A 24912-nucleotide genomic window follows, 5' to 3' on the forward strand; every position below is an offset into this window, starting at 1 on the left:
ATTGGGGAGGGGGCCATGAGCACTGCGATCGTCAGCATCAACCTCTTCGGCGCGGTGGCGCTCCTCCTGTTCGGCCTTGGTCAGGTTCGCGACGGCATGCAACGCGCTTTTGGTGCCCGTCTGAAAGCCGGACTGGCGGCCGGTACGCGTGACGGTCTTCGTTCGTTTTTCAGTGGCCTCGTCGCAACCATCGCCCTTCAGAGCTCCACCGCCACCGCTCTCATGGTCGCGTCCTTCGTCGAGCGTGATCTCATCGTGCCGCGCATGGCGCAGATCGTGCTGCTCGGCGCCAACGTCGGCACGGCGATGACGGCCTGGATCGTGGCTTTGGGGCTCGGCTGGCTCTCACCGCTCTTGCTGCTTTGCGGTTTCGTTGTCGGGCGCGGCAGCTCGAGCACGCGCAAGGGATCAGGCGCAGCGCTCGTCGGCATCGGGCTGATGTTGCTGTCGCTGCATCTGATTGGCGGTGCGACCGAACCGCTGCGGACCTCTGCCGCCCTTTCGGCTTTCTTCGGGATGCTCGACAATGCCTGGCCGGTGGCGCTCGTCATCTCGGCAGGATTCGCAGCGCTCGCGTCATCGAGCCTGGCAGTCGTTGTGCTGATCCTGTCTCTTGCAACGTCCGCCAGCCTTTCGACCGGCCCGCTCATCGCCCTCGTTCTGGGAGCCAATCTCGGCGGTGCTGTGCCCCCGGTTCTAGCCACATTCAAGGCTGCGGCGAGCGCCAGGCGGGTTGCCCTTGGCAACCTGATCGTGCGTGCCGTCGGCTGCCTGGCCGCTCTGGCGCTCGCCGGGTACATCGCCCCGCATATCGACTGGCCGCCTGTCTCACGCGGCAATCTGCCGGTTGATGTGCATCTCGCCTTCAATCTCGCACTGGCGCTTCTGGCGGCTCCCCTCGCTCGGCCTCTATCCCGCCTGACCATGCGCCTGTTGCCGGACGAGCCAACGGCGACGGACGGCCCGCTTTTCCTTGAACAGAACGATCTCGGCACGCCGGTCGCAGCGCTTGCCGGCGCAAGTCGGGAAGTGCTCGGCGTCGGCGACCTGGTCGAGCGCATGCTGGTCGAAGCAAACGACGCCCTGCAGCAGACGGACCCTTCCAGGCTTGCCGCGATCAGCACGCTTGAAGGGCGCGTGGATCGCGTGCAACACGAGATCAAGGTTTACGTCTCGCGCGTCGGCCAGTGCGAAATCGCCGAGGAACAGCGCCGCCACGCCATGGATATCGTCGACTATGCCATCAACCTCGAGCATATCGGCGACATCATCGAGAAGGGGCTCCTTGCCGAACTTGCAAAGAAGATCGCCCGCGGCCTGGCTTTCTCCTCCGATGGCCACGAGGAACTGTCGCGTCTCTTCGCCATCACGATCGACAATCTGCGCATGGCCCAGGCCGTGTTTGCCACGCGTGACAACGCGATGGCGCGGCGCCTGGTAGAAGCCAAGGAAGATGTCCGCAGGCTGGAGCGGCAGTCGGCTGAGCGGCATCTGCAGCGCCTGCGCGATGGTCGCGCCGAAAGCATCGAAACCAGCTCGCTCCATCTCGACATGCTGCGCGATCTCAAACGCATCAATGCACACATCGCAACTGTCGCGCACCCCATCCTTGATCAGAGCGGGTTGTTGATCGACAGCCGTATCCGGCCGGCGGCCACTTGAGCATTCCGGTCTAGCGTCGGGCGGTCTTGCGCTCGACCATCGTGACGGGAACGACCTGAAGTCGCGTTTCCATCTCGTCGGCTTCCAGCGCTTCGAGAACATGCTCCGTCAGAGCGGAGAAGGACTGCGCAACGGTGGTGAGTTCGTAGCTCTTCCACCCTGCCTGCGGAATATCGTCGAAGCCGACGACGGAAAGATCGGCCGGCACGCGGCGGTGCATTTCGGTGCGGGCAGCGTCGAGAAAGCCGAGAGCCAAGAGATCGGTAACGCAAAATGCGCCGTCGATCGCCTCGTCGACGAGCACCTCGCAGCCAGCCTGGTAACCGCTTTCATAACTCGTGGTACCGCCCGACCAGGCGACCACCTCGACCCCGGCGGTCGCCATTTTCTTTTTGAACGCAGTGGTGCGGCGCACCTGAGCAGGGGTTTGGCTGCCACTCGAGATCACCGCAACCTTCTTGCAGCGCGCCTCGATCAGGCGCAGTGCTGCAAGGTCCGCACCGCGGGAATCGTCGCTCAGCACCATGCTGGTATCGGTGCGATCGATTTTCTGGTTGATCAGGATCAGGCGCACGCCGTTGGCAATGCACTGGTCGACGATCGATTCCGGCGGCTCTCCGGAAAGAACGATGATCGCTTGCGCCCGGAACTCGAACAGTAGCTCGATCAGCGGCGCGATATCCTTTCGCGCATCCGCGGCATTGAGCAACAGGCATTGCAGACCGCGACGCAACAGGCCGATGCTCAAGAGATCGAGCTGTTTTGCATGGAAGGGTGCGCTGAGATTGGCACCGACGACCCCGATGAGATTGGAGCGGTCGTTGTTCAGTCCTTGCGCCAGCCGGTTGACCCGGTAACCGAGCTCCCGGGCGGCTTTGAGAACCTTGCGCCGCACAGCCTGGGATACGCTGGCTCCGGGCGTAAAGGTTCGCGAGACCGCCGAGCGTGAGACGCCCGCGCGTTTTGCAACCTCTTCGGCCGTCACAAAGCCCCTCGCCATGCCTTTCTCCTGCAGAATCAGATGCTTTTCATCAGGGCCACAAAAGCAGGCCCATTCCAACGAAAAAGTTCGAGCCTACCCGCTCGGTGAACCAGCCAATGATGCCGGTGAACGGTCACCATCGCTCCATCTATATCGGCTGTTTCTCCCCGCTGAAGTCATTCGCCCAACCTCAATGATCACGTGTTCCAAAAACAATACAACAGTGTCACAAAAGAGTCATCAAAAACAATAGCTTATATCATTGCGCACGTGTGCATTTTTTTGTTGACAACGGCGCCTCGCCATTGGATCATGCGTTCCATAGACAGAGCTGGATTGGAATTTTTGTTCTGTCTATGTTCGTGGTGATGGCGGCGCGGTTGAGGAGCTTGCGCCGACATCTGGCAAGCGCTTGCGCCTGCCCTGCGAACGGGGAGGATTGAGTAACCGACAGCCGCGCCTTTTGCGTCATTGAGCGGCTTCTTGCGTAGGTCAGCGCCACGCCCTGGCGGCTGATTTCTATTCCCCGTTGGCACTTTGAAAGTTCCGCCCGGCATCGATCGCCGGGGCAGGCAGCGCATGTTGAATTCCAAGGGGAAGAGCATGGCCTTATTGAGTGAGACAGCCAAAGCGGCAACATTGCCCGGCAGCGCAATGGCGCCGACGGCATGGCAGCGCTGGCGCTATCGGATGAAGGTCGCGTCGCGGGAGCCGACGACGCTGATCGGCGTCCTGACGGCACTTCTCTTTACCTATCTCATCGTCGTGCCGATCATCTCGATCGTGCTCGATTCCGTGCGCGTCCAATTCGGCCACGAGCGGCGGCTCGGCAAGGACTTTGGTGAGCTTACGCTCTACTACCTTGATCGAGCCTTCCTGTCGCCGGTCTCGGTCGATCTTTTCTGGCGGCCGCTCTTCAACACGCTATCGGTTGCGCTCGGAGCGATCAGCCTGTCTTTGTTGATCGGTACAGTGCTCGCCTGGTTGATCAGCCGGACAGACATGTTCGGACGGCGCTGGTTCGCAACAGCGCTGATCGTGCCCTACATGCTGCCGGCCTGGACCTTTGCGCTTGCCTGGACAACGCTCTTCAAGAACCGCACCGTCGGCGGCCAGCCGGGCTGGTTCGAGGCCATGGGGCTAACGCCGCCCGACTGGGTCGCCTATGGGCGCTTCCCGATCATCGTGATCCTGGCGCTACATTATACGCCTTTCGTCATCCTGCTGTTTGGCTCTGCCCTTCGTCGCTTTGATTCCCAGCTCGAAGATTCCGCCCGTATCCTTGGAGCCAAGCGCTACCAGGTGGCGATGCAGATCATCCTGCCGCTGATGCGTCCCGCACTTTTGTCCTCGATGGTGCTGATCTTCGCCAAGTGCCTCGGCGAGTTTGGCGTGCCCTATGTGCTCGGCCTGCCGGTCAAGTTCGAAGTGCTTTCCACCTCGCTCTTTCGCAGCATCGCGTCGCGCCAGACCGGCGTTGCCGGTGTCGTCGCGGCCTCGATCATGCTGATCGGCATCGTCACCCTGATGATCGATGCGCGTCTTGTTCGTGAAGCCCGGCGCTTCGTTACTGTTGGCTCGAAGGGTTCGATGAACCGCCAGAGCCGGCTCGGCAAGTACCGCCTGCCGGCGACCGGTTTTGCCGCACTTATCTTTCTCTTGAGCGTCGGACTGCCGCTTCTGACCCTGTTCCTCTCCACCATTATGAAGCTGCCGGCGCAGTTCACGCTCGACAATTTCACGCTCGACTACTGGATCGGCCGTGATCTCCACACGGTGGCACTGCAGACCGGGGTCCTCTTAAGCCCCGATCTATGGGCGGCTGCAAAAAACACGCTTGTCATCGTCGGCCTTGCGTCCTTGACCTCGGGCATTCTCGGACTTCTTGTTGGCTATGTGGTCATCCGCACGCCGGTGAAGGTCCTGTCGGTCTATCTTCGGCAGGTCACCTTCTTGCCCTATCTGGTGCCGGGTATCGCCTTTGCCGCCGCCTATCTGTCGCTCTTCGCCGTGCCACGCGGACCGATGCCGGCCCTCTATGGTACCGTCACCATCCTGGTCCTGGCGCTGATCGCCGACCAGATGCCTTACGCCTCGCGCGCCGGTATCTCGGCCATGACCCAGCTTGGCAAGGATCCGGAAGAGGCAGCCCAGATTTCCGGCGCCGGCTGGTTCCGGCGGATGATGTTGATCGTCATTCCAATCCAGAAGGGCTCGCTGGTAACAGGCGTGCTGCTGCCCTTCATCTCGGGCATCAAGGGCCTGAGCCTCTTCGTCATCCTCGCCGTGCCGAGCACCGATGTTCTGACCACCTATTCGCTCCGGCTCGTCGACTACCACTACACGCAAGCCGCCAATGCCGTCGTGCTGATCATCGCGGCGATCGCCTATCTCGGAACCCTGGCAGCCCAGAAGCTGACCAAGACCAATCTCGCAGAAGGACTCGGAAGCTGATGCCCACCATCAATCTCAGCGGCGCCCAGAAGAACTACGGCGTCAATTCCGCCAATGCCGTCTCGAACCTCGATCTCGAAATCCGCGACGGCGAGTTCATGTGCCTTCTTGGACCCTCTGGCTGCGGCAAGACCACGACGCTGCGCATGATCGCCGGCCTCGAAAACCTCTCGGACGGCGAGATCCGCATCGGAGAGCGGGTGGTCGACTCGGTCAGGGCAGGCGTGTTCATCCCGCCGGAAAAGCGTGAGATGGGGTTGGTATTCCAGAGTTACGCGCTCTGGCCGCACCTGACAATCGAACGCAACACCGACTTCGGTCTCCGGCTTCGCAAACTGCCGAAGGAAGAGCGTGAAATGCGCGTCGAGAAAGTGATGCAGGCGCTCGACATCGCCAAGTACCGCGACCGCTACCCGTCGCAACTCTCGGGCGGCCAGCAGCAGCGCGTGGCGCTCGCCCGCATGCTGGCGGTCAATCCGGGCGTTCTGTTGCTCGACGAGCCGCTGTCGAACCTCGACGCCCGGCTCCGGCTCGAGATGCGCGCCGAGCTCAAACGCATCCACAAGGAGTTCAAGACGACCATCGTCTTCGTCACTCACGACCAGTGGGAGGCAATGACGCTGGCAACGACGATCGCCGTCATGAACGAGGGCACGCTGCAGCAGATGGGCACGCCCAACGATATCTATGATCGCCCGGCCAATCGCTTCGTCGCGGAATTCGTCGGTAGCCCGCCGATCAACATCCTGAACTTCGGATCGGCCGCCGCATCTGAGCTGTCGCGCGCAGCCGAGGCCTATCTTGGCACGCGCCACCCGTCGTTGCGCGGCATTGGCTCGATCGGCATCCGACCGGAAGCGATCGGCTATTCGGTCAAAACCAACGATGTGCCGGCCGGCAGCTTCTCCGGCGAAATGACGGTGACAGGCGTCCTGCCGACCGGCGGCAGCTGGATCCTGGAGCTCAGGAACGGCTGCGACACGCTGTTCTTGACGACCAATGCCCTGCCGCGCGTCGAGACCGGAACGAGGGTTTCGTTCTTTGCGCCGCCTGAGGCGCTGCACGTTTTTAACAAGGACGGCCAGCGGATCGCCGAAGCGGACGCGCTGCTGCGCAAGTCCACGCTGAACTAAGGCGCTTCAGTGCCGAACGACAAATCGAAACATAATCTGAGGGAGGAACAGACGATGCAATTTCTAAGGACTGAAAGGACGCACCGTGCAATCAGGCGCGCGCTGCTGGCAACGACCATCGTCGCCTTCGCCGGACCGGCGCTGGCACAAGAGCCGTTCGACCTGAACGCGCTGATCGAGGCCGCGCGCAAGGAGCCGCCGATTACGGTTTATGACAGCACCGGCAAAATCGTCGAAATGGCCAAGGCCTTTGCCCAGAAATATGGCGTCGGCGCCGAGGGCTCCAAGGTCAAGGCGACGGCCCAGCTTGAGATGATCATTCGCGAGGCCCGTGCCAACAACATCCAGGGCGATGTCTCGATCATCAGCGACGCACCGGCCGCGATGGCGCAACTCATCCCGCAGGGCTTTGCCGAAAGCTGGCTGCCGCCGGATCTCGCAGCCAACATCCCCACTGAGTATCAGGACCCGCTGACCGTCGTTACCAGCGCCAATGTCTGGGCCTACAACACCGAGCTCTTCGACAAGTGCCCGGTCAGCAACATCTGGCAGCTGACGGGACCTGAGTGGAAAGGCAAGGTCGCCATGCAGGATCCGCTCGGCAAGCCATCCTATGTCGACTGGTTCAACCAGATGGCCAAGCACGGCGACGACAAAGTGGCGGCCGCCTATAAAGAGCTTTACGGGAAGGATCTCGAAACCGACGACGGCAGTGCGACGGCCGCCTGGGTCAAGGCGCTCGCTGCCAACGCTCCCTTGCTGACGGACGCCGATGCGGCCGCTGCTGATGCCGTCGGCGCGCCGGGTCAGTCGCAACCCTTCATGGGGCTGATGAGCTCGGCAAAGTTCCGAGACAATGCCGAAAAGGGCATGAAGCTCGGCCTTTGCAAGGACCTGAAACCCTGGCTCGGCTGGATGTATCCGGGCGTCGGGCTGATCACCAAGGGCACCAACAGCCCGAACGCCTCAAAGCTCTTCATCCACTACGTGATGACCGCCGAAGGCATCGCGCCGCAGGCAGAAGACGGAAAAATGTCGACCAACAAGGACGTTTCGCTGCCCGCAGACGAGCCGTCGGGCATCGGCGCCGTTCTTGATCAGGTCATGCCCTACCAGATGGCAACGAGCCTCGACGACTGGGACGCGCGCGAGACCTGGCAGGACCTGTGGCGGCTCAGCTACCAGAAGTAATCGCCTGAACATGTGAAACGGTCTCCTTGGGAGGGGAAACCATGAGCAAAGGTAAGAACAGGGTTATGATCATGGGGGCGGCATTTGCCGCCCTTGCGGCCGCATTGGCCGTCGAGGCAAACGCCGAGGAGGCGTTTGATCTCAATGCGCTGGTGGAGGCGGCGAAGAAAGAAAAGCCGATCAATGTCTATGACAGCACCGGCAAGATCGTCGAGATGGCCGAGGCCTTCACCGCCAAATACGGGGTGAAGGCGACCGGCGTCAAGGTCTCGGCCAACAGCCAGCTGGAGATGATCATCCGCGAAGCCCAGGCCGGCAACGTCCAGGGCGATGTCGCCCTGATCACCGACGCGCCGGCAGCGCTCGCCCAGCTTCTGCCGCAGGGCTTCGTCGAAAGCTATCTGCCCGGCGACATGAAGGAGAAGATACCGGCGGCCTTCCAGAACCCGCTGGCGATTTCGACCAATGCCAATGTCTGGGCCTATAACACCGAGGCCTATGACAAATGCCCGGTCGGCAATATCTGGGAGCTGACCGAGGCAAAATGGAAAGGCAAGATCGCGCTGGTCGATCCCCTGACCAAGAGCACCTATACCGACTGGTTCAACCAGTTGGAAAAGCATGCCGACAACGCCGTGAAGGAGGCCTACAAGGTCCACTTCGGCAAGGATCTCGAAACCGCTGAAAAAAGTGCAGCGGCCGCCTGGATCAAGGCCCTGGCACAAAACGGCCCGCTGGTAACGGACGGCGACGATCCGGTTGCCGAAGCCGTCGGCGCCGCCGGCCAGAAGGAGCCCTTTTTCGGGCTCCTGAGCTCCGCCAAGTTCCGTGATAACGAAGGCAAAGGCTACAAACTCGGGCTCTGCACGGAGCTGACCCCCTGGGTCGGTTGGACCTACACCAAGCTCGGCCTGATCGCCTCGAAATCCGCGAGCCCGAATGCCGCGAAGCTCTTCATCCACTACGTGCTGACGGAAGAGGGCATCGCGCCCCAGATGAAGGACGGCAAGCTGCCGACCAATGTCGACATCAAGATGCCTGAGGACGAACCGTCGGGGATCATGGAGGTAGCGGACCGCCTCTTTCCCTATGACGCGGCCACTGGGCTTGACGATTTCGACCGGCGCGAGGAGTGGCAGGATTTCTGGCGCATGAACTACAGCAAGTAAAATCCCGGCCGGCGCGGCCTCACGAGGACAGGTCGCGCCGGCCGTTCCAGTATGAACAGGAAGAGAGCATGACCGACGCCAATCTCGCCACGAGCCGTAACCAATCCGATAGAGACGCCATGCGCGACTACTCGCGGCGACTGATGACGATCGCCGAAGGTGCGGCCCGCTCGGCCGCCGGCCCCTTGCTTGCTGCGTTTCGCTCGGAAATGGTCGTCGACTACAAGCGCGATCTCCACGACGTCGTGACGGTCTACGACAGGCAAGCCGAGGCATCCATCCGCGACTACATCTTCGCGCACGAGCCGAATTCGGCGATGCTTGGCGAAGAGGGCGGGCAGGTCGGTGAGGGCGACATCCAATGGTATGTCGATCCGATCGACGGGACCGCGAACTTCGCACGAGGACTTGCCTTCTGGTGCATATCGATTGCGGCGGTTGAAGGCGGATCGGTTGTGGCCGGGGTCGTCTATGACCCGGTGGCCGATCTCCTGTTTTCGAGCGACGTCGAGCGTGCCTATCTCAATGGAAAGGTCATTGCCTCCAAAGCCATCGGTGACGAAAGCCGGGCAACGCTGATCACCGGCTACCCGGTCTCGCGCGACTTTCGCCTGGATGGCCGCAACGAGGCACTTGCCCGCCTCGGTGATCTGGTCGAAACCTTCTCGACCGTGCGTCGCCCTGGAAGTGCAGCTTTGAGCATCGCCCATGTGGCGGCGGGTTTTGTCGATGCGGCCGCGGGCTTTGGCGTCAACGCCTGGGATGTGGCCGCAGCGACGCTGATCCTGAAGAACGCAGGCGGCCGTTATGCGCCGTTGTCGCTTGGCAAAGTGCCGGAAGGATCCGCCGACTACCTTTGCCCGGGGTATCTCGCCTATGGCCGGGGTGGCGACTATCCAACCCTGAACCGTGTCGCCGCCGCAATCTCTGCCGGGCGCAGCGCGAAGGCGCCGTCGCCATGAAAGCCCATGAGGAAACCATGCTCGACAATCTTAGCGATGCCTCAACCACGGAAAAGACCAGCAGCGAATTGCCAAGGCTCAGTCTCGTCTATCCGAAGCATCCGACCTATGGCGTCGACATCTTCATTTCCGGCAAGGAAGGTGCGAGCGACCTCGAACTCCTGCGCAAGAGCGGGATCACGACGGTCGTCAATTGCGCGGTCAATCTGGACTTCAATTTCGTCGACCAGCCGAAGTTCGTCTCGGATCACCGCAACAGCATCCATGGACCGGGCGAAATCCGCTACTACAAGATCGGGCTTATCGACGGGGATGGGAACCCGGACACGCAAATGCTGGCCGCGCACTACATCCTGCGAGCGGCCCTGGAGCAGGTCCTACCCGAAAAGCCGTCCTATCCCAGGCGCGAACGTGGCGGTGTGCTCGTCAACTGCCGCGGTGGCCGATCGCGCTCAGTCGTCGTCGTGTCGCTGTTCCTGCATTTGACGCTGCCTGATCAATTCGAAACATTGGAGCGCGCCATCGACTTCGTCCGCGAGAAGCGCGAGATCCCAAAGGACGAGTGGTACAAGGCGCCCAAACCGGTTCTGGCGGCCTCGGCCGAGCGAGCCGCGGGATGGGCACGTGCGATTGAGAGCGGGAAGGCCTGACCCGAGAACGCAGTTCAGATACCGTCTGCAGCATGGGCCAACGGAAACCTGCTCTCAGTACCGCCAGGGATGCCGACGTCTCGACGTCAGCCAGCCGTCGACGCATTCTCGGCCGCCCCTCCGGTCGCGACAAGCCGGTTCTTTCGCGCATGCCAACGCGTTCGAACGCCCAAGCGGAATCGAAATCGCTTTATTAGGCGGAGCGCCTTGACGCGCGCGGCCGGCGCCACCCTTGACGCCGGCAGGATCGTGATTGAGTAGAATGAAAGGCCCTATTGTTTGGGCAATATGCCCTTGTTTACGAGCCATGTTTCGAAGGTGCCGGGGCACCCTTCGCTGGTCCATCGTCCCCGATAGGAAAAGCCGGGTGCTGCGCGCGCCGTCCCGACGAAGCCGTCATATGCGCTTCTATCGGCCCCACCTATTTTGAATGCCTTACCGGGATGTTTCCTCTTTGCCTTTGTGAATTTCATCGTCCGCCCCTTACGCAGTACAACCATGAAGTCGAAAGCGTCGCACAGCGCACGGCGCAGTCAAGGATTAGGCAATGAGCAAAAGGGGTTAGTCGCCGCACTACCTCAGCAGTCCAGCAACCTCTGAGTGAAGTAGACCCAGAATCCGCCTCTCGGGCACGCCAAAATCGCTTCCAACCGGCAAACGTGGCAGCTGGCCGGTTGTGCCGAAGTGACGCGCGTTTAGCGCAAAATATCTTCAAATAACCTCGTTTCGCGCCTGTGTCAGAGCTCTGAAGAGCGTCTGAGAGAGTGCATACCGTTAACTCGGCCCGAAATTAAAGGATTGGCAAGGCTCCCTGCACGAAGAGGCGACTACTCTCCATCTGGTTGCAAAGAAACTGCCATGAATATACTGAACCTGCCACTGATCAGGCATTGCGCCTTGGCCCTGCTGAAATGCCGGTCCGGGAACTTCGGCCTCTTGGCAGCGCTTGTCGCGATCCCCCTCATTGCCGCTCTTGGCGTTGCGATCGATTTCGCAGCCGCGGTCAACCGAAAGGCCGCTATGCAAAGCGCGGCCGATGCTGCGGCACTGGCGGGAGCTGCAGCAGGTGTCGGTTCGGAGCAGAAGATCGCCGTGGGTTTTCTCGGCGCCCATCTTGGCAGCAACGACACGCAAGATCTGAAAGAGCCCCCCAGCTGGAACCATCAGGTCACGGTCGAGCGGGATACGGTAGCGGTGGCCGTCAATGAGGACTACGAAACCGCCATCATGCATATGTTCGGCTTCCGGACGGTTCCGATCTCAGTCATCGCGAAAGCCGCCCGAGGGTCCGGCAGCTCGGCCTGCATCCTGATCCTTGATCCGGGCAGGGCCGATGCGCTGAAGATCATCAATTCGAACTCGGTCACCAGCGAATGCGGCTTCAAGGTGAACTCGTCCCATTCGCAACGTGCGTTCTACGCCGAAAACCAGGGGAAGTTCGCAGCACCGCTGATCGCCGTCACCGGCCAGTCGAAGCTTTCCGGCCGCCTGATTTCGCCGCCGCCGGTCGACGGATCTCCTGTCGTGCCCGACCCCATGGCCGGCATGCCCGAACCGGTGTCGCCGAACGACGCCTGTACCTCCCAAAGCCTGAAGACGATCAACAGCCAGGGCAAGTCGTCGCTCGAGCCCGGGATCTATTGCGGCGGGCTGACCGTGAATGCCACGGACGAGTTAACGCTGAAGCCCGGAATCTACGCGTTCCGCCGCGGCGCGTTGACCTTGAACACATCGGCCAAGGTCATAGGCAAGGGCGTGCTTTTCTATTTCGAGGACGCGCAATCGCCGCTGTTTTTGAACGGTGCGGCAATCCTGCAGGTATCGGCGCCAACCAGCGGCGCGCATGCCGGCATCCTGATGTTCCAGGGCCGGCAGGCGAAGGACAGCAGCGTCCAGTTCCGCATCAACACGTCTGCTGGAAGCTTCTACAATGGGGCGATCTATTTGCCCTATGCGGTGGTCGACTGGAACGTCAGCGGAAGCCTCAATTCGGAATCGAAGTTTACCGCACTGATTACCAGGGTTTTGAACCTCTACGTGTCCGGAACGGCCTTCTTCAAGAAGCCGGGGGAAGAGGGCAAAGATTTCGTGCCCAACGGCTTCGGCAGGGGAGGCGGCGTGCGGCTGGTGGAATAGCGTCGAAACCAGCCCGTCGTAATTGCGTGCCCCGGTGGCTTCGCTCGTGCGCTCGATTTTTCGGCATTGCCAATCATCGCGAAGATGGAAATGCTCAGCGGCGAAGCAACAAAAGGCATTGCGCTTGGTGCGGGGCCGCAGATGGATGGATATGGCTGAACGACGATACGGCGAAGCGCCGCCCAAGACCGACAGCACGATTGCAAGCGCCGACTGGTACGGTCGCCAGATCGAGCGCGAGCGATACGACAACACGCTGTTCGTCGATCTCGACCTGACCGAGGCGCAGACCGTCGGCGTGGTCTTTCACGAATGCACCTTCCGGCGAGCCCGGTTCAATGCATCGTCACATCAGGCGAGCGCCTTCGTCAACTGCACGTTCGTCTCCTGTAAGTTCTTCGATAGCCGCTTCAAGGAGTGCAAGTTCGTCGGAAGCATGTTCGACGCTTGCGAGTTCGACCAGATGCAAGTGACGGGCGGCGACTGGTCCTTTACCGGATTGCCAGGCGCGGCTCTCGGCCGCGCATCCTTCAAGGAAACGCGAATGCGGGAAGCGGATCTGACCGGCGCCTCCTGCAAAGGCGGCTCGCTCAGGGACGTCGATCTTTCCGGTGCCTGGCTGCATGGGGCAGATTTTACCACCTGCGACCTCAGGGGCAGCGACCTCACCGCCTTCGATCCGGAGAACCTTCGCCTCAAGGACGCGATCATCACGATCGACCAGTCGATCATCATCGCCGAGGCTCTGGGTCTCGACGTCAGGCGAAAGTGACGCTGCCGGCGACGTATAGGACCCAACGGGTGCCTGCCGCGGACATGTCTTCGACGGCGCTATGGATCGCCTCAAAGGCATCGCTCCTGAACTTGCGCTTGGTCGCCATTGCAAATCTCCTAGAGGGGCACCGGTCCCGATTTCCGCGTCAAGCTCGGCCTGCGCCGATAGAGTTCGGCGAACTTCCGGAAGGCCGGGAGGTCACTTGCCGGAAGATGGGGGAGGCGGGCCGGAGGTAAGGCCGGATTGCCCGAGAGCACCAAGAGATACCATCACACAGAGCTTTTACCCGATAGCATGCTGCAATGCCGCGGTGTCGACACCAAACGAAACCCACGGAAAGATATTTCCGCTGGCTACAGCCATCCGGACCTTTTGAACCGCCAGTAGAGAATAGAGCAGAGCGTCGCAATGACACCGAGGACGGCAAAGTAGCCGTAACGGGTTGCCAGTTCAGGCATGTGTTCGAAGTTCATCCCGTAGATTCCGGCAATGGCTGTCGGTACGGCAAGAATTGCGGCCCAGGCTGCAAGCTGCCGTGTGATGGTGCCCTGTCGTTGCTGCTCCAGGAGATTGGAGGCCTCGAACACGGACGTCATTATCTCGCGAAGGCCGCCTACCAGGCCTTCCACACGTCTGACATGGTCAAGAACGTCTTTGAAGAATGGCTTGGCATTGTCGTCGATACAGGGCAGCTCGAGATGAGTTAGCTTACCCGCCACCTCTCCCATCGGCCCGAGCACCCGCTGGAAGCGAATGACGTGACGGCGCATCCGGAAGATGCGCCTGATCTGCTCGGGCTGCAGGAAGGACACAAGTACGTGTTTCTCGAGCTCCAGAACTTTGTCCTCAAGCGTTTCGACCACCGGCAAATAGCCGTCGACAACGAAGTCGATGATGCCGTGCAGGACATAGTCCGGTCCGTGCTCAAGAAGCTGGGGCGACTGTTCCAGGTGTTGGCGCAGTTCCTTGTGGGAGCGGGCAGAGCCGTGGCGAACAGAAATCAGGTGGTGCTTCCCCACGAAAATGCAGGTTTCACCGTAGGTGATCTTGTCACCCTCAAGGTGGGCCGTCTTGACGATCACGAACAACTGGTCGCCGTAGATGTCCACCTTCGGCACCTGATTGCCGTTGAGGGCGTCTTCGACGGCAAGTGGGTGAAGAGCGAACATGGCCTGAAGGTCGGCCATTTCCTGCTTTGTCGGTTCAGTCAAACCGATCCAGGCGAAGTCGCTACCTGATGCTTCGAATGGTTTGGCGGCAAGCGGGATTTCTTCGGCGCGCTTGCCCGAACGATACATGTAGGAGGCGACGACTGGCATTTTTTGAAGTTCCGGGAGTTGATATCGCAGCGTGAAGCATCTGACCTAAGGTTAGATCGTGACTTTCTCGCCAATCTCGACCACGCGATTGGCTGGCAGCTTGAAATAGGACGATGGATCGATGCCGAGACCTGCAAGTGCAATGTAGAGCTTGTCTTGCCAGCCGGGCAGACCTGAGTTCGGGTCACCAATAAGGGTCCTGCGCCCGAGATAGAAAGAGGTCTGCATGATCTCGAACTTGAAACCTGCCTTCTTGCACAGTGACAGCGCCTTCGAGACGTTCGGTTCGTCCATGAAGCCGAAGCAAAGCTCGAGCCTTGTAAACCGGTCTGACAGTTCAGTCATTGAGACGCGATCTTCCTGCGCGACATACGGATGCTCGGATGTGCGAACCGTCAAAATAACATTGCGTTCGTGCAGGACATGATTGTGTTTGATGTTGTGGAGGAGAACGGCGGGTGTCTTATCGCCTACGCTGGTTAGAAAGATTGCCGTCCCTCGAACGGTCTGGGGCGCATGCGTGGACTTCTCTATCGAGCGGATGAATGTTTCCAGCGGGATATCGTTGCGCGCGGTCTTTTCGCGCAGCATTGCGGATCCCCGCGTCCAAGTCCACATCACCACCATGATTGTCAGTGCCAATGCCACCGGCACCCAGCCGCCATCATGAACCTTGAACAGATTGGCAAGCAAGAAGACGCTCTCGATGACGAGCAATGGCGCTAGAAGCAGTGCAGCCAGAACGGTTGAGTATCCCCAGACGGAGCGGAGAAACTGAAACGCCATCACTGTTGTCACAACCATCGCGCCTGTGACCGAGATTCCATACGCCGTCGCGAGAGACTCTGAGTCCCCGAACGAGAAAATCAGCACGATGACCCCGACGAACAGCAGCGCATTTACGGCAGGGACATAGATCTGGCCGGTGTTGGTCTCGGACGTAAATTTGATCAGCAGCCGAGGAAGAAAGCCCAAATGGACCGCCTGGCGAGCGAGAGAAAACGCTCCCGTGATGACAGCTTGGCTAGCGATGATTGTCGCCATGGTCGCGAGAATGACCATCGGCAGCAGCGCCCAGTCTGGATAGAGAAGATAGAATGGGTTGTTGACCGCGTCTGGGTGGCTCAGCACGAGCGCGCCTTGGCCAAGGTAGTTCAGCGCCAATGCGGGGAATACAAGGATAAACCATACCGTGCTGATCGGTTTCCTCCCGAAGTGGCCGAGATCTGCATAAAGGGCCTCGGCTCCCGTGACCGTCAGGAAGACGGCGCCAAGCACGATCAGACCTGCCCAGCCTGCATGCGTGATGAACCACAGGGCGTTGATCGGGTTCAGAGCCTGCAGGATGGTCCAGTCGTCGCCGATGTGGATGAGACCGCCCCACGCCATCGCGAGGAACCACACAACCGTGATTGGCCCGAAAAACCTTGCGACCGCTTCCGTACCCTTGGACTGCACGGCAAACAATGCAACCATAATGACCGCAGCAAGGGGAAGCACGTAGTCCGAAAAGGCTGGTGTGACGAGTTTCATGCCTTCGAGCGCCGACATGACCGAGAGGGCAGGGGTGATCATGGCATCCCCGATAAACAGGGCCGCCCCGATTAGGCCCGCGAAAAACAACACGGGCATGAAACTGCCGGTCTTCTTCAGCAAGAGCGCGAGAAGCGACAATGTTCCACCTTCACCGTCATTGTCGGCGCGTAGGAGGAAAAGCACGTATTTGAACGTCACGATACACGTCAACGTCCAAACCATCAGGGAAATGAGACCGATGACTTCGTCAGGCTGCGCCCCGTCGCTCAAGAAGGGACGAAGGGCCTCCCGAAAAGCATAGAGCGGACTTGTTCCGATATCGCCATAGACAACGCCGATGCATCCAAGCAGTAGAACGAGAAAGCTCTGCGTTCCCGATCGAGGTCCGACAGCTTCGCTGTGAGCATTGGGCATAAGGTCTCCTGAAACACCGTCGGCATTAGCGATGGCAGATATATGCTGCATTGCGAAAGTCCAGGCAATTCTCACAGGAACCGCTCGAGAATGTCGAGTGTGAATAATCGGCCGTTGGACAAACCTAACTCGCGAAAACATCAGGGAATGGTTTGCGTTCCCACCCGCATCGGCTGAGATCAGTGTTCCGCATTGCTGAGGCGAACCAGTTGCGCTTTTCTCTTGAGAATACCGAACGATGACCGACGCAGTGAATGTCGATTGTGAAGTCTCTGGGCCCCCCATCGCAGACCGAGTTAAGCAAGGTTGCCCTTGAGGCAGAGTTTCGCACGCAACCTAGAATTACACACTTATTAAGAGAGTAGGTGTAGGCAATCTCGGGTGAGTTTGGGCGCTTCACACGAGTTTCATCTGCCATGAGTTTAGTTGTCGGCGAGACAAGTGTCGCGCGAGTTGATGAACGCTGGTCGGCAACGGGGTATTGGCTGATCTGCATCTTTATCGTCGGCCTACTCATCGGGTTCGATTTGTCCGGTGAGCGTATTCACAACGCTGACATCGACGACAGTTTGCGGGGTCTGCAAATCAAGGCATTCCTTGAGGATGGCGGGTGGCTTAGGCCGGCAATACCGCGGATCCTGATGCCCGAGCCGTATATTTCGCCTTGGTCGCGAATAGTTGACCTTCCCTACATGCTCATAGCTTTCTCTCTTCAGTCCGCCTTGGGAGCGGAAGACGCGCTCGCGGTGGCCTTCCAGGTTTGGCCAGCCGTAATGGCAGTCTTTTTCACCATTGGGGTTGTTGGGGTTTTGAGCCGGATAGCGCCACGAGAAGGTGAGCTTTCGCCCGGAATGCTATGCGCCGTCCTCGTCCTTATGGCCTACGCGATCTGGGAATTTAGCCCTGGCCGCATTGACCACCATAACTTGCAGATGGTGCTGTTGCTTACGTTGATATACGGGGTTGGCAGGTTCGATCGCATAGGCGGGGAGGTCGTCGCGATTTCAGCGACGATCTCGCTCTTGGTAGGCCTGGAGACGTTGCCCGTTATCGCGCTGGTGTTGGGAGCCTTGGCACTAGCGTGGGCCGCGGGTTTGGACGGCACCCGAACGATGCTTGCCTCAACCGCCATCACATGCCTGGTTGCGGTACCCATCCTGACCTTTTTGGTAATCGGTCCTTCCGGGTTCTGGCGTGTGGAGAACGATGCTTTCTCCGCACCATTTGCATTCGCACTGCTTGGCTTTGGAGCGATCGCAACCGTGACCTTATGGCTGGTGCCGGAGGCTTCGAGCGCGGCGTTCAAGTTTGGACTTTTGGCTACCGCCGGTTCGATGCTATCGGCTGTGCTGTTGTTCGCCTATCCACAGCTTTTGGCCGGCCCATATGCAGCCATCGACGATCTGGCCCGGATATATTGGTTTGATCGCATCGACCAGGAAAAGAGTGCCCTGGAGTTTTTCCGAACAGGGGACTACGGCTCACTTGCTCTACTGGGTATTTTCAGCTGCGTCCTGGCTGTTAGCTTGCAGCGCGCGTTGAACGCCCCCCGAACGGCAAATCCGCAATTCGCTATCATCCATGCTGTCGCCGTAGCGCTCCTCCTGACCGCGTTGGTCTCCAACCGGTATTTGCGCTTCTCTGCTGCCGTCGTTCCGTTGTTGCTGCCGGCTGCGGCGTCGGTAATTCGCGAAGACAGCCAGGTGGCGGTTAGGCGGTTGGCTGCGTTTGGCGGGATGGCTATTGTGATGGCCACCTCATTCTACTTCGTCGTGCCTTTTGAGCGTAAGACTACGGATGCTTTTGACCACCTGCTCTGGAATGATTGCAAGGGGGCGGATTTCTCGCTGCTTGCTACCCTTCCACCTGGACAAGTGATGACGCCGCCGGCACTGGGGCTTGAGATCGCCCGTAGGTCGCAGGACAGCCTTACGGTGTCGAGCGTTCCCTTTCACCGGGCCGCGCCAGCCATCGGACGGGTTCTTCGGGCCTTTATGTCGAGTAGCAACAATGAGCGGAATGCTCTTTTAGCCGGGTTCGACTATCTGGCCGTTTGTCGGGCGCCGTTAGGGCTCGTGGGAAGCGAGAAGATGCCGTTGTTCGATGCCATCATGACAGGCAGTGCTGGGCCGGGCCTTCATCCCGTATCATCAGTCAAACAGTCTGACCTCATCGTACTGCGGATTGAAAAGTAGCGTGCGCCCAGGAGTATATGTTTGGTTTCGCAGGCCACGTTCAGCCGGGCCACGACAGGATCCGGGGCCGGCAGAAATCACGTCGAAGCGGTGAGTCGAAGCGGTGAACGGTCACGCGGAAAGTTCACCATTCCGGATCGCTGCGGGGCTGGAATGGACGCCACTGCCGTTCCGTTCCGCTCACGGTTTGAATTGTAACGATACTTATTGTCACTTCCCACTTGCCGCCAATCAGTGCAGTGGTTCATCACGTAGTTTGTTTGGTTGCTCCGCGACCAGCTTTGAGAGAACCGGCAGTATGAAGAAACCGAACCCTCTGACGCACTTCCCGCGGACGAACATTTTCCGTCCAGGCGATGTTTTCGTTCTGTTTGGTGAGCTGTTCGATCGGGGTTATGCCACCCATCTGGTCGACCAAGCCAAGAAGGCCGGCATGGAAATTGTCGGGATCACGGTTGGCAGACGAGACGAAGCCAATGTTCTGCGGCCACTGAACGACGAGGAACTTGCGGCGGCTGAAGCCCGGCTCGGAGGCAAGATCATCAACGTGCCGATCATGGCCGGTTTCGATCTTGACGCGCCTGAAGGCGAGCCCACGCCGACCGACCTTCTCGCGAAGATGACGCTCGAGACGTGGCAAGACGAGAAGCTCGACTGGTCGCACATCGAGAAATGCCGAAACGTCGGCGTCGAACGGTTCAAGAATGCCCTTTCTGAAGTCATGGGGATCCTCGATGGCATGATCGCTGATGGCAGGAATGTCTTCTTCGCGCACACCATGGCCGGTGGCATCCCGAAGGCCAAGGTGTTCATGGTCATCGCCAATCGCGTCTACAAGGGACGTGGCGCGCGCCACATGTCGTCGCAAACGCTGCTCGACAGCGATTTGGGCAAGCTCATTCTTCAGAATTTCGACGAGGTTTCGGCCAACACGTTCCGACACCTGATCGATCTGAGCACAGCCATCCGGGCGCGCATCGAAGCTTCCGGTGGCCAGGTTCGTTATTCGGCGTTTGGCTACCACGGTACGGGCATTCTCGTTGCTAACGAGTACCGCTGGCAGACCTATACCAATTACACGCAGGGCTACGCCAAGATGCGCCTGGAGCGCATCGCTGAGGAAGCCTGGAACAAGGGCATTAAGGCGACGGTCTACAATTGCCCTGAGATCCGCACCAATTCGTCCGACGTGTTCGCCGGCATCGAGCTGCCCCTCATCCCGCTTCTGCTCGCGCTGAAAAAAGAGGGCGGTGGCGAATGGGTCGCGCAGCAATGGCAGGCCTGCCAGGATTTGTTGGCAGATGGCTTCACCGTCGATGACGTCTTGCGGAAGATTTCCGATATGCAGACGAGCGAAGTGATGCGGCCGTTCTACGACTTTTCGTCCTGGCCAATGCCGAATAATCCGGGACAGTCCGACCTGACGATCGGTACGTCGAGCGAAATCACGGCGATGCACCGGGACGGCAAGGCGCTGATCTCCGATCTCTTGAGCCGGCTGGTGGTCGAAGCGGTTGGGCAGCTCATCTTTGGTGAGAGCTCGGCGCCATCGGGCCCTGTCCTGTGGCTCAACCACGACATCGTCGCGCGCACGCTGATCGAGACGAAAGGGTCAGCCCGCAACGCTCTCGAAGCGGCCTAAGCGCGACGCCGCAGGCGGCTACTGCTTGTCTCCTTGAGTCGCATCCGATTGCGCGTCTAATCAGACGCGCACGCGAGGTCGATGACCGTGACGTCAAGCAGTCTTGGCGGTACTGGTCGTTAGTTGAACCAGACGACGCGTGACGATTGCACCCGCTCGGCCGACCTCTTGGGGTGGCCCTCGGCGTCCTCGGCAAACAGCGTCTTGCGTGCCAGCCGATCCATGTTCGCGAGCGCTTCGGCGATCGTCGTGTCGGCTGCGATCGTTTCTCTCTTAAATCTTGTAGCTCAAGAAGTTTGCCGGCGTAGGGCGCGCCGAGAGAGAGGATGTGCGCCTTTGTTTCAGTATCGATCGTTCGGATACAGGGTTTGGTTGAAAGTCGTGTCGTCGCCGGGTTGTCTGGGCGTTTGCCTGTGACTATGTGTGTGACAGCCAAAAAAGGATCAAACTCAATGCGTATTGCCACATTCTTGCTCGTACTCTCCGCGCTTGCCGGATGCTCCCAGACCGGCGGCGGTACGACCAGTGTCAGACAGGATTACTATGGTGGCGACGGCGGTTTTTATGCGGGCGCGGTTGCACCGCGCTGAAGCCGCTCCGGCGGCGCTGTAACTGCACTGCCGGCAGCTCTGCGAACTCTGACAGGGGGTGGGCCCGCTCAGGCGATTTTGACAAGCATAAGGGGCCCATCGCCTGATCTTCGGCCGTAGTGGCGCCGAACGTCGCCAAGCCGCCAGAGAATGTTGGCTAAGCGACCCTCGTCGAGAAAGCTCTCCTTCCATCAAGCCAACTCTCTGCCCTTCAGGTCCAAGCTCTGTCCGATTGTTCGGATTGCAAGGGCTTGCGCTTTGACAATGGCGCGGCCCGTAACGCCGTGATCTCCCCTGGAGCAACGTGCCGACCAACCGCTTTCATTCCCGACGGCCGGATGACGTCATCGCTCATTGCTCCGGAAAGCGTCCGTCTCAAGGACGCGATCATCATCGCCGATGCGCTGGGCCTCAACGTCAGGCGAAAGTGAGCGTCAGAAGATGCCACTGTCCCAGCATCGAGCTAGACGCGGGTGTCTGTTGACATCCGACCAAGCGTCCCTGCTATTCAACGGGGGAGGGCTATTGTCGCGAGGAAGGTATGGAGCTTGATCTGAAGGTTTGCGCTTTGCCGCTCGGATGCCGGCTTCGACGCTTCCGCAGGCTCAGGCAGATCAAGCAGGAAACGTTGGCGGCGGATCTTGGCGTGTCGCAGGGTCTGCTATCGCGATGGGAAGCCGGCCAGCATGAGCCTTCAGCAAAGGCCCGGGCCCGGGTCGAGACGCTGCTCGAGCGGCATGAGAGCGTCGGGATAGACCTGACATTGCGTCGGCTCATCGAAACGGCGCCGTTTCCGGTTCACCTTGTTTGCGACGACACCCATGCGCTTTTGAGCGTCTCACCGGCCAGGCAAGCCCAGTGGCGGATCTCTGCCGCGTCCTTTTTCGGCGTCTCGCTATGGCGATATGCGACGGCGGAAATCATCGAGAGAGAGCTTCAACTGCAAGAACTTGGCTGGTTTGAAGAGGTCTGGTCGGGAGCCGTCCAGTTCACGACCGGCGGCAGCGACGACCCCGATATGCCGATCCCCCCGAGCATCATCCGATGGGAACGAATAGGCATTTCCGACGGGCGCGTCGGCCGCCTGGTAACCAGTATCGATCCCATCTGAGACGCGAATATTTCATTCGTTGTCCGAGCTGTTCTGCCCCTGCTAGCCTGCCATGACCGCCAGTTGCCCCGAAACCGCCATACCAAAAAATTCGGCGGGCAGGGCGTCTGCGCTCACATCCCATCGGTCACGATAAATCCGCCAAGAGCACTCCGAACAATGACAAATTCGCGTCGCGCCATTACGTTTTCACTTCTCATCATCTGTGCAACGCTATCGCTGGCAGGGACCGACCTCGTCTTGCCGGCCGTTCCGCAATTGCCTGAAATCTTCGGCACTGACCGGGCGACCGCGCAGCTGGTGCTTGCCGCCTATGTCGGCGGCGGCGGTCTCGGCCTGCTTCTTTATGGGCGCCTGGCGGACCACTTTTCGCGCAAGGCGCTGCTTTTCTCTTCGCTCGCCGGATTTGCAGCCGCCTCGCTCGCCTGTGCCTTCTCGCCAAATATCACGGCACTTATCGCGCTGAGGGTCGTTCAAGGCGTGGCGTCTGCGGCGGCTCCGGTCTTTGGCCCAGGGTTGATCCGGCAGCTGTTCGGCGACAAGGCGGCGGTGCGCGCCATCGGGTTTCTCGGCAGCGTAGAATCGCTGGTGCCGGCGCTTGCGCCGATCTTCGGCGTGCTGCTGCTTTCGCATTTCGGATGGCAATCGTCATTCGAGCTGCTGGGTGTTTTGACGATGCTCGCTGCGGTCCTCATACTCGTGCTTGGGCTGCCCCGTGAGGAAGAACCCTCCGACACGCTCGGTAGTTATGGGCAACTGCTCACGGATCGCGTCTTCATGCGATACGCGCTCAGCCAGGCCCTGACGCTCGGCGGACTGCTCACCTTCGTCTTCGGCGCGCCGACAAGTCATCGTCGCGTCGATGGGCGGCTCTCTGAACGACTTCATCATCATGCAGGTCATCAACATTTCCGGGTTCATCATCGTCGCCAATCTGACCGCCCGGATTGCCGAACGTTTTGGCGCTGAAAACGTCATCCTGACCGGCACCGTCATGGCTGCCTTGAGTGCCCTTGCGCTGTTCGCCTACGGTCTCATGGGCGGTACCAACACGCTGATGTTGCCTCTATTGTTTACGCCCATGGCGATTGGCTTGGGTCTTCGCGGCCCCATTGGCTTCTATCGCGGCATTCTTGCTTCGGGTGCCAATAATGCGCGCGGATCGGCGCTGATCGTCTTTTTCATCTTCATGATCACCACGCTTGGAACCGTCATCGCCGCGCCAATCATCGCAGCCGGGCTCGCGGCGCTCGCGTTCGTCGCCTGTGCTATCCACCTCCTGTCGGTGGCCCTCCTGCTCCTGCTTCCGGCAATGCCGGAGCCAACGCGCGATGCTGCCGGCGTACCCACGCTGTAGGTATCCGAACCAGATGAGGATCCCTTGAACGGCTAAATCGACGAATCTCCAAAGACGTGCCGGTATACGCCGTAGCGCATGCCACTGATATCCACGTGTCGCTCAAGCGCGCCTCCAAGTTTTCTCGCGACCGCTTGGGAAGCCAAATTGTCATCAGTGATCAGGCTTATTGCCGTCCTCCAGCCAAGTTTGCTGGCTGCGAAGTCGAGAACGGCATGCATCGCCTCGGTAGCATAGCCTTGCCCCTGGAACTGGGGGTAAATGCCCCATCCCAATTCAGGTTCAAGCTTGTCCAAAGGAAGCTGCGCTCCGCAGTAGCCCGCCATTTCACCTGTTTTACTATCCTCGACAACGAAAAAGCCAAAGTCGCGCAAGTGCCAATGACCGATGAACGACAACATCCTTCGCCAGGCATCCTCACGCTTGATCGGACCCCCGACGAAGGCGGTGGTGACGGGGTCCCCCCAGAATCGAGCGAAGGCCTCAAAATTGTCCTCGCGCCATTGGCGCAATATCAGTCGTTCAGTTGCTATAGTTTGCACGATGTTCTTCTTTCAAAGGTAGCCATTCTTCCTTCCGCATTCGCCGGATACCATGCCGATCGCCGCGGCGACCGGCTCCGGATGAAAGCTGCAGTTCTGCCGGCATACTGGCGCGTTAAGAGAGTTCTGAGATCGGGTTTGCAGCGACTTGGAAACATGACAGTCACGGCGCGACGCGCTACATTGTCGTTGCAGTCCACGCCACAGGTCACGGTATCGGGAGAATTATTATGCAAACGCATAAGGTCGGATACTTGATTGGTAGTCTCGCCAAAGACTCCATAAATCGCAAGCTCGCCCGTGCACTGGTGAGGTTGGCTCCTGCACACCTTGAAATGACAGAAATATCGTTCAGGGAGCTCCCGCTCTATAGCCATGACTATGATGCCGATTTTCCGCCGGTCGCGAGAGCTTTCAAAGAAGAGTTGGCTGGGGTCGACGCCATTCTCTTTGTAACCCCGGAATACAACCGTTCAATCCCGGGTGGCCTAAAAAACGCCATTGACTGGGCGAGTCGCCCCTACGGAAAGAACTCCTTCACACGCAAGCCTTCGGCTGTCATCGGGACATCGCCGGGCTCGATCGGAACCGCGGTAGCGCAACAAGGACTGCGCAGTGTTCTTAGCTTTTGCAATTCACCGCAGATGAACGCCCCAGAAGCCTACATTCAATTCACTCCGGGGCTGATTTCCGACGACGGAGAAGTGACGGTGCAAACGACCGAGCAGTTTCTCCGTGGCTACATGGAAGAGTTTGCAGCCTTCATTGCGCGCGTGCTCTCTGTCCTGCCTCGCAACGCTTGAACAAGCGGCTGCCACTCGCGTCTCCTCAAGCCGTATGCAAGGGCGTCGAACAACGCTCGAAGTGGCTCAGGCGTCCTCACGATGGGTTCTGCCATGGCCACATCGAGGCTGCGGTCGAAATCGATTCAACCAGCTATCGCGAGGAAGTGAATTTTGATCAATGCGTTAGATGGCATATTTGATACATCACATCCAGTTCCATAATTCAGATTATGCGATCTGAACTTGTAGTGGCTATTTAGTAATGCGACAGTTGGGCCAGTTAGAGATGCGACAGTCTCGCCTCTCG

Annotated in this window: 20 protein-coding genes and 1 pseudogene; 16 read left to right on the forward strand and 5 right to left on the reverse strand. The window is 59.6% G+C overall.

Annotation, left to right across the window (positions count from 1 at the left end):
• Positions 1 to 15 precede the first annotated feature (15 nt).
• On the forward strand, positions 16 to 1662 hold the full coding sequence (locus ASE71_RS29265; RefSeq protein WP_060517900.1) for a Na/Pi cotransporter family protein: 1647 nt from the start codon (positions 16 to 18) through the stop codon (positions 1660 to 1662).
• Positions 1663 to 1672: 10 nt separating this feature from the next.
• On the opposite strand, the gene ASE71_RS29270 is transcribed toward ASE71_RS29265, so the two are convergent.
• A complete protein-coding gene (locus tag ASE71_RS29270) occupies positions 1673 to 2662 on the reverse strand; it encodes a LacI family DNA-binding transcriptional regulator (protein WP_060517897.1) in 990 nt (329 codons plus the stop codon).
• 585 nt (positions 2663 to 3247) lie between these two features.
• Here ASE71_RS29270 and ASE71_RS29275 point away from each other — a divergent pair.
• From ASE71_RS29275 to ASE71_RS29310, 8 genes are all read left to right on the forward strand, one after another.
• A complete protein-coding gene (locus tag ASE71_RS29275; protein WP_029742781.1) occupies positions 3248 to 5098 on the forward strand; it encodes an ABC transporter permease in 1851 nt (616 codons plus the stop codon).
• Positions 5098 to 6231: an ABC transporter ATP-binding protein gene (locus tag ASE71_RS29280; RefSeq protein WP_060517895.1), complete on the forward strand. Its 1134-nt coding sequence runs from the start codon at positions 5098 to 5100 to the stop codon at positions 6229 to 6231. The genes ASE71_RS29275 and ASE71_RS29280 overlap by 1 nt, the downstream gene beginning before the upstream one ends.
• Positions 6232 to 6285: 54 nt before the next feature.
• Complete coding sequence (locus tag ASE71_RS29285) at positions 6286 to 7422, forward strand: ABC transporter substrate-binding protein (RefSeq protein ID WP_029742783.1); 1137 nt, start codon at positions 6286 to 6288, stop codon at positions 7420 to 7422.
• A 65-nt stretch (positions 7423 to 7487) separates the two neighbouring features.
• Positions 7488 to 8591 (forward strand): ABC transporter substrate-binding protein, encoded by a 1104-nt coding sequence (locus ASE71_RS29290; protein ID WP_060517892.1) that lies wholly within the window; start codon positions 7488 to 7490, stop codon positions 8589 to 8591.
• A 119-nt stretch (positions 8592 to 8710) separates the two neighbouring features.
• Positions 8711 to 9553, forward strand: coding sequence for an inositol monophosphatase family protein (locus tag ASE71_RS29295; protein ID WP_371813690.1), 843 nt, complete (start codon positions 8711 to 8713; stop codon positions 9551 to 9553).
• Positions 9554 to 9570: 17 nt separating this feature from the next.
• Entirely contained in the window at positions 9571 to 10203 is a 633-nt protein-coding gene (locus ASE71_RS29300; RefSeq protein ID WP_060518086.1) for a dual specificity protein phosphatase family protein, read from the forward strand.
• Between the two features lie 858 nt (positions 10204 to 11061).
• Positions 11062 to 12339, forward strand: coding sequence for a pilus assembly protein TadG-related protein (locus ASE71_RS29305; RefSeq protein ID WP_060517891.1), 1278 nt, complete (start codon positions 11062 to 11064; stop codon positions 12337 to 12339).
• Between the two features lie 151 nt (positions 12340 to 12490).
• On the forward strand, positions 12491 to 13111 hold the full coding sequence (locus ASE71_RS29310; protein WP_034796525.1) for a pentapeptide repeat-containing protein: 621 nt from the start codon (positions 12491 to 12493) through the stop codon (positions 13109 to 13111).
• Between the two features lie 28 nt (positions 13112 to 13139).
• Here the strand turns inward: ASE71_RS29310 and ASE71_RS35365 are convergent.
• From ASE71_RS35365 to ASE71_RS29320, 3 genes and pseudogenes are all read right to left on the reverse strand, one after another.
• Positions 13140 to 13220: pseudogene (locus tag ASE71_RS35365) on the reverse strand (transcriptional regulator); the annotation flags it as partial.
• Between the two features lie 247 nt (positions 13221 to 13467).
• Positions 13468 to 14433, reverse strand: a complete 966-nt coding sequence (locus ASE71_RS29315; protein WP_029742789.1) for a magnesium and cobalt transport protein CorA — start codon at positions 14431 to 14433, stop codon at positions 13468 to 13470.
• 51 nt (positions 14434 to 14484) lie between these two features.
• Positions 14485 to 16383, reverse strand: a complete 1899-nt coding sequence (locus tag ASE71_RS29320; RefSeq protein ID WP_060517889.1) for a potassium transporter Kup — start codon at positions 16381 to 16383, stop codon at positions 14485 to 14487.
• Positions 16384 to 16799: 416 nt separating this feature from the next.
• On the opposite strand from ASE71_RS29320, the gene ASE71_RS29325 reads away from it, so the two are divergent.
• The 6 genes from ASE71_RS29325 to ASE71_RS35370 all read left to right on the forward strand — a co-directional run bounded on the left by ASE71_RS29325 (position 16800) and on the right by ASE71_RS35370 (position 23278).
• Positions 16800 to 18578 carry a hypothetical protein gene (locus ASE71_RS29325; protein ID WP_060517887.1) on the forward strand — a complete coding sequence of 593 codons (1779 nt, stop codon included), beginning with the start codon at positions 16800 to 16802 and terminating at the stop codon, positions 18576 to 18578.
• A 298-nt stretch (positions 18579 to 18876) separates the two neighbouring features.
• Positions 18877 to 20220 (forward strand): enoyl-acyl carrier protein reductase FabMG, encoded by a 1344-nt coding sequence (locus ASE71_RS29330; protein WP_051659348.1) that lies wholly within the window; start codon positions 18877 to 18879, stop codon positions 20218 to 20220.
• Between the two features lie 452 nt (positions 20221 to 20672).
• Positions 20673 to 20810, forward strand: coding sequence for a hypothetical protein (locus ASE71_RS36585; protein WP_164475046.1), 138 nt, complete (start codon positions 20673 to 20675; stop codon positions 20808 to 20810).
• 541 nt (positions 20811 to 21351) lie between these two features.
• A complete protein-coding gene (locus ASE71_RS29335) occupies positions 21352 to 21921 on the forward strand; it encodes a helix-turn-helix domain-containing protein (protein ID WP_060517886.1) in 570 nt (189 codons plus the stop codon).
• Between the two features lie 159 nt (positions 21922 to 22080).
• Positions 22081 to 22890, forward strand: coding sequence for an MFS transporter (locus ASE71_RS29340; RefSeq protein ID WP_060517885.1), 810 nt, complete (start codon positions 22081 to 22083; stop codon positions 22888 to 22890).
• Positions 22814 to 23278, forward strand: coding sequence for a hypothetical protein (locus tag ASE71_RS35370; RefSeq protein ID WP_060517879.1), 465 nt, complete (start codon positions 22814 to 22816; stop codon positions 23276 to 23278). The genes ASE71_RS29340 and ASE71_RS35370 overlap by 77 nt, the downstream gene beginning before the upstream one ends.
• A 32-nt stretch (positions 23279 to 23310) precedes the next feature.
• Here the strand turns inward: ASE71_RS35370 and ASE71_RS29350 are convergent, their stop codons facing one another.
• Positions 23311 to 23820 (reverse strand): GNAT family N-acetyltransferase, encoded by a 510-nt coding sequence (locus tag ASE71_RS29350; protein ID WP_060517877.1) that lies wholly within the window; start codon positions 23818 to 23820, stop codon positions 23311 to 23313.
• A 230-nt stretch (positions 23821 to 24050) separates the two neighbouring features.
• Between ASE71_RS29350 and ASE71_RS29355 the strand changes: the two genes are divergently transcribed.
• Positions 24051 to 24623 carry an NADPH-dependent FMN reductase gene (locus ASE71_RS29355; RefSeq protein ID WP_060517875.1) on the forward strand — a complete coding sequence of 191 codons (573 nt, stop codon included), beginning with the start codon at positions 24051 to 24053 and terminating at the stop codon, positions 24621 to 24623.
• Positions 24624 to 24912 lie beyond the last annotated feature (289 nt).

The sequence above is a fragment of the Ensifer sp. Root954 genome (assembly GCF_001429005.1).
GTDB classification, from domain to species: Bacteria; Pseudomonadota; Alphaproteobacteria; order Rhizobiales; family Rhizobiaceae; genus Ensifer; species Ensifer adhaerens.